Raw genomic sequence first — 7133 nt, forward strand, 5'->3', positions numbered from 1 at the left:
GGACGCGAGGCCGACCGGATACTTTAGTGCGGCTCCTCCCCGCCCGAAACATTCATCGATTCGGCGGTGATATAGGCGGCCGCGTCCTGACACAGGAATGCGACCGCGTTGGCGGTATCCTGCGGAACGCCGGGGCGGCCCATCGGAATACGCGCTGCCATGTCGGCCAGATACTGCTCGAGACTCTTGCCCTGCCGCTCGGCGAAATAGCTGTTCTGCCAGGCGCCGAGACCGGTGGTCACATGGTTCGGACAAACGTTGTTCACGGTGATGCCGTGCGCTCCCAGTTCGATCGCCGCCGAACGGACGAGTCCGACCAGCCCGTGCTTGGATGCGGTATAGGCCTGGGCGCAGGGGAAGCCGCTTTTCGCCGCCTGGCTCGCAATATTGATGATGCGTCCTCCGCGGCCTTGCGCGACCATGCGTTCGGCGGCGGCACGCAAGCCATAGAAGGCGCCGGTCAGGTTGACGTCTATGACGGCGGTCCAGTCGCTCGGCGCCAGGTCGAGCATCGGCTTCATGATGTAGCCGATGCCGGCGTTGTTGACCCATATGTCGAGCGATCCGTGCGTCTCGACAGCGTGGTCCGCCAGCGCCTGCACCTCGTCCCAGTTGCGGACGTCGCAGGCCTTCGCGGACACTGCGACGCCGGACGCTTGAATCGCCGCGGCGATTTCCGCCATCTCGGACGAGCCTCCGATCATCGAATCGGGAGTCGCGGCATCGCGGGAAGTGCCGATATCCGACAACACGATGTTGGCGCCGTCCTCCGCCAGGCGTAGCGCAATGGCTTCGCCAAGGCCGCCCTTGCGGCCCGACCCTGTGATGACCGCCGTACGCCCCTCGAGCGGCCGGGTCATCGTGCGTCCTCGATGTCGCGGGTCAGGATGAAGACCGGATCGGCCCATTCCTGAAATTCGGCTGCGATGCGGCCCATCGCTTCCGTGGCGACCTCCTTGCCGAACACGTCCATGTCCGCAACGTCGATGATCTCGATATAGTCGTATGGTGGGCGCGCGTCGCTTCCCAGCACGCCGGTCGTCTGGAACACGGAGAACGCAGAGACCGACTCGAGCGAGCGGACTGTCGGAAGGTCGGTCGCCAGGGCCCAGCGTTCATAATCCGCAGCGCTTTTCCCGGGTTTGAGGTGCAAGAGTACGATAATCTTGGTCATGCTTGCGCATCTCCTTGGCATTCGGGTTCGGAGGTGTCATATTGTCCTAATCATATATCAAACGGCAGGAAAGCGCATTCGACATGACCATCGCAAATGCATCTGCTCAGCAGGCCTACGAAGGCCCGCCGGATTATCGCGTCATCGGCCGTCACGGCGTGTTCCCGGAAACCACGCACGACGAGATCGAGCGGATCAATTTCCTGGCGCAGATGAACCGCCATCTGTCCGCACGGGTAGTCCCGAGCGTGCATGACGCGTACGAACGGCGGGTTTCTCCCGCCTTCGAAAAGGCAAATGGCCGCTCCATCGCCGATCGGCACGAGGCACGCCGCGAACTCCTGAAGGATCCGATGTTCCGCCTGTGGTCGGCGCTTCGCCGGATGACGATGGAACAGCGCCAGCAGGCCGGGCGGTGGACTGCCATAAGGCAGCGCGAAGCGCTGGCCGCAAAAGCGGCAGCCTTGATCGGAGACGACGATCGGCTGCAGCTCGACCCTGCGGTGGAGATTCCCCGCTATGTCTCTGCGGTCGATCATCACTGCATGCCGGGAAGCTACCACACCGAATATTTCCCGGGCGACGTGACCAACGGGGCGAACTACGACCATGCGGGTTTCGTCACGACCGCAGGCCTGCTGGGCAAGTTCTCGGACGGCGGCGGCCATGCCGTGGTCAACTGGGTCCGCCGCAACTATCCCGATTTTGCGCCCAAGCGCATTCTCGAGATCGGCGGCACGGTCGGTCACTCCAGTTTGCCGATCGCTCAGGCCTACCCCGATGCGGACATGACGGTGACCGATCTCGGCGTCCCGGTGCTGCGCTACGGGCTGGCGCGCGCCAAGTCTCTGGGTGTCGACAACATCCGCTTCGTTCAGGCGAGCGGAGAGGACCTGTCGCGCTTTCCCGACGCGAGTTTCGACTGGATTCAGACGACGATGTTCCTGCACGAATTGTCGAATTCGGCGCTGGCGAACATCTTGCGTGAGACGCGGCGCCTGCTGCGCCCGGGCGGGCTCGTTCTCCACGTCGAGCAGCCGCAATATTCGCCCGACATGCCGCTATTCGAGCAGGTCATGCGCGACTGGGATGCCTTCTACAACAACGAACCGTTCTGGAGCCGCATGCACGAGCTCGATCTCGACCAGGCGATGGTCGACGCCGGTTTCGACCGCGACAAGTTGATCCACGGCGGAGTGACGGGGGTGGTGGATAAGGAGCTGTTCCCCGACGCAGCCGAGGACGACACCGAGGATTACGGCCGCAAGGCAGCATGGCATGTGATCGGAGCGACGGTCTGATGAGTGTGAATGACGCAATTGCCGAAGCAGGCGCGAAGGCGGCGGGGAAACGCCCGTATTTCCTGGATGAGGAAGCCGAAACGGTGCTCGCCATCACCATGGCCGCCGTTCAGGAGCTCGCGGTCGCTCGCCAGCGCATCGACACCCTGGAGCGTCTGCTGGAAGGCAAAGGCGTGCTCGACCGGTCCGAGATCGACGCCTTCGTTCCCGATCGGAATGCCGCTGCGGAACGCGCGCTGGCCAATCAGGAATTGATCGCGCGGGTTCTGCGCATCGTGCAGCAGCGCGGCGAGGCCGTCGATATCGCCAACGATCCGGCGTCCGAGGATGTCGCCGAAGAGATCGGCGCCGACAGTTGAGCGAGTTCGAATTCTCGGTGCCGGTGCTGATCGCCGGCGCCGGAGCGTGTGGCGCCGCTGCTGCTCTCGCCGCCTCCGATGCGGGCCTCGATGCACTGGTCGTCGAGCGCGACGATCGACCCGGCGGGTCCACCGGAATGTCGCAAGGCCTGTTCTGCGCTGCCGGGACGACTTCGCAGAAGGAGAACGGCGTCAACGACGACGCCGAGGTTTTCTTCGCGGATATCATGGAGAAATCGCGGGGACAGGCGGATCCGGTAATCGCCAGGACACTGGCCGAAGAAAGCGCGCCCACCTTCGAATGGCTGCGCAATGTGCATGCCCTGCCCTGGCAACTGGATACCAGCTTTCGCGCGTCGTACGGGAACAGCCGCCCAAGAGTGCATGGCTGGCCCGGACACGGCGGGCTCGACATGATTCAGCTCCTCCATCGCAGGATGAGCGACGCGGGCGTCGATGTCCTGATGGAGACGCGTCTCGTCGATATTTTCGACGATGGGCATGGCCGGGTCCGCGGAGCCGCATTGCAGCGTGCCGACGGGCAAGTCGAACGCATCGGCTGCGACGCGCTGATCCTGGCCTGCGGCGGGTTCGGCGCCAATCGTGCGATGACGGACCGCTACATGCCGGAAACGCGGGCGCTCCGCTACAATGGCCACGAAGGCAGCGAAGGCGACGCCATACGCCTGGGCGAAGGCTTGGGCGCGGCGTTGGGAGACATGGGCAGCTACCAGGGCTACGCGATGCTCACGGATCCCCAGGGCATATCCGTCCCGCCCCCCGTTCTGATAGACGGTGGCATTATCGTGAACCGGCACGGCGACAGGTTCACCGATGAATCGGAAGACATCGCGGGGATGGTGCACCCGCTTTCGAGCCAGCCCGGCAGCGGCGGCTGGGTGATCTACGATGCCGATATCGAGTCGGCTTGCGGGGGAATTCCCGAGCTCGCGCAACTCATCGCCTTGAACGCACACAAAACTGCCGAGCGGCTGGATGACCTCGCGGGCGCGATCGGAGCCGATCCGGCACGCCTGACCGCCTCGGTCGACCATGCAAGGGAGGCCGCGGCGCGCGGCGCCCGGGATTCGTTCGGTCGCGACTGGGCAGGCGGCCACATCCTCCGCGCACCGTTCCGCGCCCTCAAGGTGATCGGGGCGATATACCACACGCAAGGGGGCCTGCAGATCGACCGGCACGCCCGCGTTCTACGGCGCGACGGTCGCCCCTTCCCCAATCTATTTGCCGGCGGCGGCTCGGCGCGCTCGGTTTCCGGACCGTCGTCATGGGGATACCTGCCGGCCATGGGTCTGACCACCGCGGTGGTCCTCGGTCGCATCGCAGGGCGGTCCGCAGCTTCACTCCTCACGAGCTGACCTTCGGACTAGGGTTGCAGCGGAAGCTTGCAAGCTCCGATTTATATGTCATAGTATTGATACATATGGAGCGCGTGCCTGGCGTTCCAACGGGAGGATCGATGCAACAGGACGCGCAAGCCACCATCGACGCGGAGCGGGACGGGCTTTTCAACCAGCTTGCCGAAATCATCGGGCGCCAGAATGTCCAGCTCGACGAGGCGCGGCGGCGGCTGTTCAGCGAAGATATCTGGCGGCCGGTAAATTCCGTCGTCGCCATGGTGGCAGCGCCCGGCTCGTTAGCCGAGCTGGCAAAGACGGTCGCTGCAGTTCATGCGGCCGGCTATGCGATCGCGCCGCGCGGATCGGGCATGAGTTACACGGGCGGATACGTCCCGGCACACGACCGGACGGTCTCGCTCGATATGTCGCGCATGAACCGTATCCTGCGCATCAGCCGCGAGGATATGACGATCACCGTCGAAGCCGGGGCGACCTGGAAGGACATGAACGAGGCCCTGGCGCAGCAGGGGCTGCGCACGCCCTTCTGGGGGCCGATGTCGGGCCTCGTCTCCACGGTAGGGGGCGGACTGGCTCAGTTGAACGCCATGTTCGGGGCCGCGCGCTACGGCACCTCGAGCGAGAGCGTGGTCTCGCTCACAGTCGTCGCGGCCGACGGCTCGATCGTCCGAACCGGTGCGTGCGGACCAGATGGACAGACCCCACACTATCGGCACTACGGTCCCGATCTCGCAGGCCTTTTTTGCGGAGATTGCGGCACGCTCGGCATCAAGGCGGAAGTCACATTCCGTCTGATCGAGGCGCCGGCTTTCGAAGATCATCTGTCCTTCTCGTTTCCCGATGGCGAAAGTCTCTTGCGCGCGATGGCGGAGGTGGCCCGGCGGGGTATCGCGGCCGAGACCTGCGCGTTCGATCCGGGTTTGACGGCGGTGCGTCTGCAGCGCGCGTCGCTCGCATCGGACGTCAAGACGCTCGGAGCGGTGGTCGCCAAGGAAAAGAACCTCGGCAAGGGACTGTTCGCGGCGGCGAAGATCGCGATGGGCGGGCGCAATTTCATCGCACCGACCGATTATCCGCTTCACATAATCTGCGAAGGCCGGTCGAAGGCCGCGGTCGATGCGGACGTTGCCGTCGCGCGGAAGGTGGCTGGAAGTTTCGGCGGGGAGGAGGTCGAAAATACGATCGCGAAAGTCATTCGCGCGATGCCCTTTCCCGCGCTCAATTCCATGCTCGGCCCCACGGGCGAGGCCTGGGTTCCCGTCCACGGCGTTTGTTCGCTTTCGAACGCGCCCCGGATATTCAAGGAAATTCAGGCGCTTTATGCAGTGCGCAAGGCGCAGATGGATGCGCAGGGGATCCACACCGGGTTCCTCTTTACCTCCATGGCCAGCAACGGGCTGATTATCGAGCCGGTGTTCTTCTGGCCGCAAGGATGGCGGCCGGTCCATGAATCCGCCGTGGAACCCTCGCACCTGGCGCGGCTGCAGCAGCGCGAGCCCAATGCGGCGGCGACGGCGCTCGTAACGGAACTGCGCCAGGCGGTGATTGACGTGTTCGCCCGCTACGGATGCGGTTTCTTCCAGATCGGCCGAACCTATCCCTACCGGGAAAGCCGCGACGACCTGTCGACGAAGCTTCTCGATGCAGTGAAGGACGTCATAGATCCGGACGGTGTCTTCAATCCGGGCGTGCTCGGCTTTCCGTTCAAGGGTGCGGCATGACGGAGACCTACCGTGCGATAGAGCTGCGGCGCTTTGCGGATGGTTTTCGCAGTGGCGCAGAGATCGTCACCCTCGACAGGCGTCCCCCTGCACCGGGCGAATTGCTCGTGCGCAATCTCTATTGCGGCGTGAACGGGATTTTCGACACCCAGATCGCCCGCAATGCTGTCGACTACGTCAAGATCGCACTGCCCACTCTCACCGGGGTCGAGGCATTGGGGATCGTCGAAGCGACCGGGTCCGACGTGAGCGGCTTCGCGGCGGGCGACCCGGTCGTGACGACCCGTTTTCCCGGCGGCTACCGCGAATGGAACATCGCTCCGGCCTCACATTTCGTGCGCGTTCCGGAAGCGAAGCCCGAATGGCTTGCATTGGCTTCGACCGGCGTGTCGGCGATGCTGGCGATCGAGCATGTCGGCGCGCTTCGGGATGGCGAGACAGTGGCGATCTCCGCCGCCGCGGGCGGATTGGGCCATATACTTGTCCAGCTTGCAGCGCTCCGCGGCTGTCATGTCGTAGCAGTCTGTGGCGGGCAGGAGAAGAGCGATTTCGTACGCTCACTCGGCGCCCGGCGCGTCATCGACTACCGGACGGAATCGGTCGCGGAAGTGCTTGCGGCCGAATATCCGGACAAGCTGGACGTAGCGATCGATACGGTCAGCGGCACCATATTCGACGCGTTTCTCGACAATGTCGCGCCCCACGGGCGGGTGGTCGTAGGCGGCGCCGCGGCCGATCTGGAAGGCCGGCCGGAGATCGTCACGCAGCCCCGCATCGCGCACAAGCTCTATTACAAGGGCGCCTCGGTGCGCGGTTTCATGAACGGCTTGCTGACGGACCATTGGCCCGCCGCGCGAGAGAAAGTGTTCGAGCTCTACGCCGACGGCCAGTTGAATATCACCTTCGACAGCCGTCGCCACGTCGGCATCGAAGGAATTTTCGATGCGGTCGAGCACCTGCTGTCCGGGCGGTCGATGGGCAAAGTCATCGTGGATCTGCGCTCGTGAAACGGAACCGCATCGCGGCGGGTCGGCGCATCCATTTTCACCTCTCAATCAGCTGCAAGGATTATTCGTGACATATCGTCTTGGAGTGGATGTAGGCGGGACTTTCACCGACCTGTTGTTGTTTAACGAGGTGACGGGCGAGTTTTGGCGTCACAAGACGCCGTCGACGCCGTCGGACAGTTCGGAAGGCATTTT

Annotated in this window: 8 protein-coding genes; 6 read left to right on the top strand and 2 right to left on the bottom strand. The window is 64.0% G+C overall.

Translation table 11 applies throughout. From position 1 onward, the window contains the following. Nucleotides 1-23 precede the first annotated feature (23 nt). Complete coding sequence (locus JNO53_RS11095) at nt 24-860, bottom strand: SDR family NAD(P)-dependent oxidoreductase (protein WP_203110933.1); 837 nt, start codon at nt 858-860, stop codon at nt 24-26. Then, nucleotides 857-1174, bottom strand: coding sequence for an REDY-like protein HapK (locus tag JNO53_RS11100; protein ID WP_203110935.1), 318 nt, complete (start codon nt 1172-1174; stop codon nt 857-859). The genes JNO53_RS11095 and JNO53_RS11100 overlap by 4 nt, the downstream gene beginning before the upstream one ends. Nucleotides 1175-1257: 83 nt before the next feature. Here JNO53_RS11100 and JNO53_RS11105 point away from each other — a divergent pair, with 83 nt between their 5' ends. The 6 genes from JNO53_RS11105 to JNO53_RS11130 all read left to right on the top strand — a co-directional run. Then, nucleotides 1258-2475, top strand: a complete 1218-nt coding sequence (locus tag JNO53_RS11105) for a class I SAM-dependent methyltransferase (RefSeq protein ID WP_203110937.1) — start codon at nt 1258-1260, stop codon at nt 2473-2475. 83 nt (nt 2476-2558) lie between these two features. Continuing rightward, complete coding sequence (locus tag JNO53_RS11110) at nt 2559-2834, top strand: hypothetical protein (protein ID WP_238401837.1); 276 nt, start codon at nt 2559-2561, stop codon at nt 2832-2834. Continuing rightward, nucleotides 2831-4210 (top strand): FAD-dependent oxidoreductase, encoded by a 1380-nt coding sequence (locus tag JNO53_RS11115; protein WP_203110941.1) that lies wholly within the window; start codon nt 2831-2833, stop codon nt 4208-4210. The genes JNO53_RS11110 and JNO53_RS11115 overlap by 4 nt, the downstream gene beginning before the upstream one ends. 101 nt (nt 4211-4311) lie before the next feature. Further along, a complete protein-coding gene (locus JNO53_RS11120) occupies nt 4312-5931 on the top strand; it encodes an FAD-binding oxidoreductase (protein WP_203110943.1) in 1620 nt (539 codons plus the stop codon). Then, entirely contained in the window at nt 5928-6938 is a 1011-nt protein-coding gene (locus JNO53_RS11125; RefSeq protein WP_203110945.1) for a zinc-binding dehydrogenase, read from the top strand. Before JNO53_RS11120 ends, JNO53_RS11125 begins: the two co-directional genes overlap by 4 nt. A gap of 67 nt (nt 6939-7005) precedes the next feature. Beyond that, nucleotides 7006-7133, top strand: a 128-nt coding sequence (locus JNO53_RS11130) for a hydantoinase/oxoprolinase N-terminal domain-containing protein (protein ID WP_203110947.1), incomplete at its 3' end; no start/stop codon positions are given.

The organism is Altererythrobacter sp. C41 (genome assembly GCF_016803135.1).
In the GTDB taxonomy this organism is placed as follows: domain Bacteria; phylum Pseudomonadota; class Alphaproteobacteria; order Sphingomonadales; family Sphingomonadaceae; genus Pelagerythrobacter.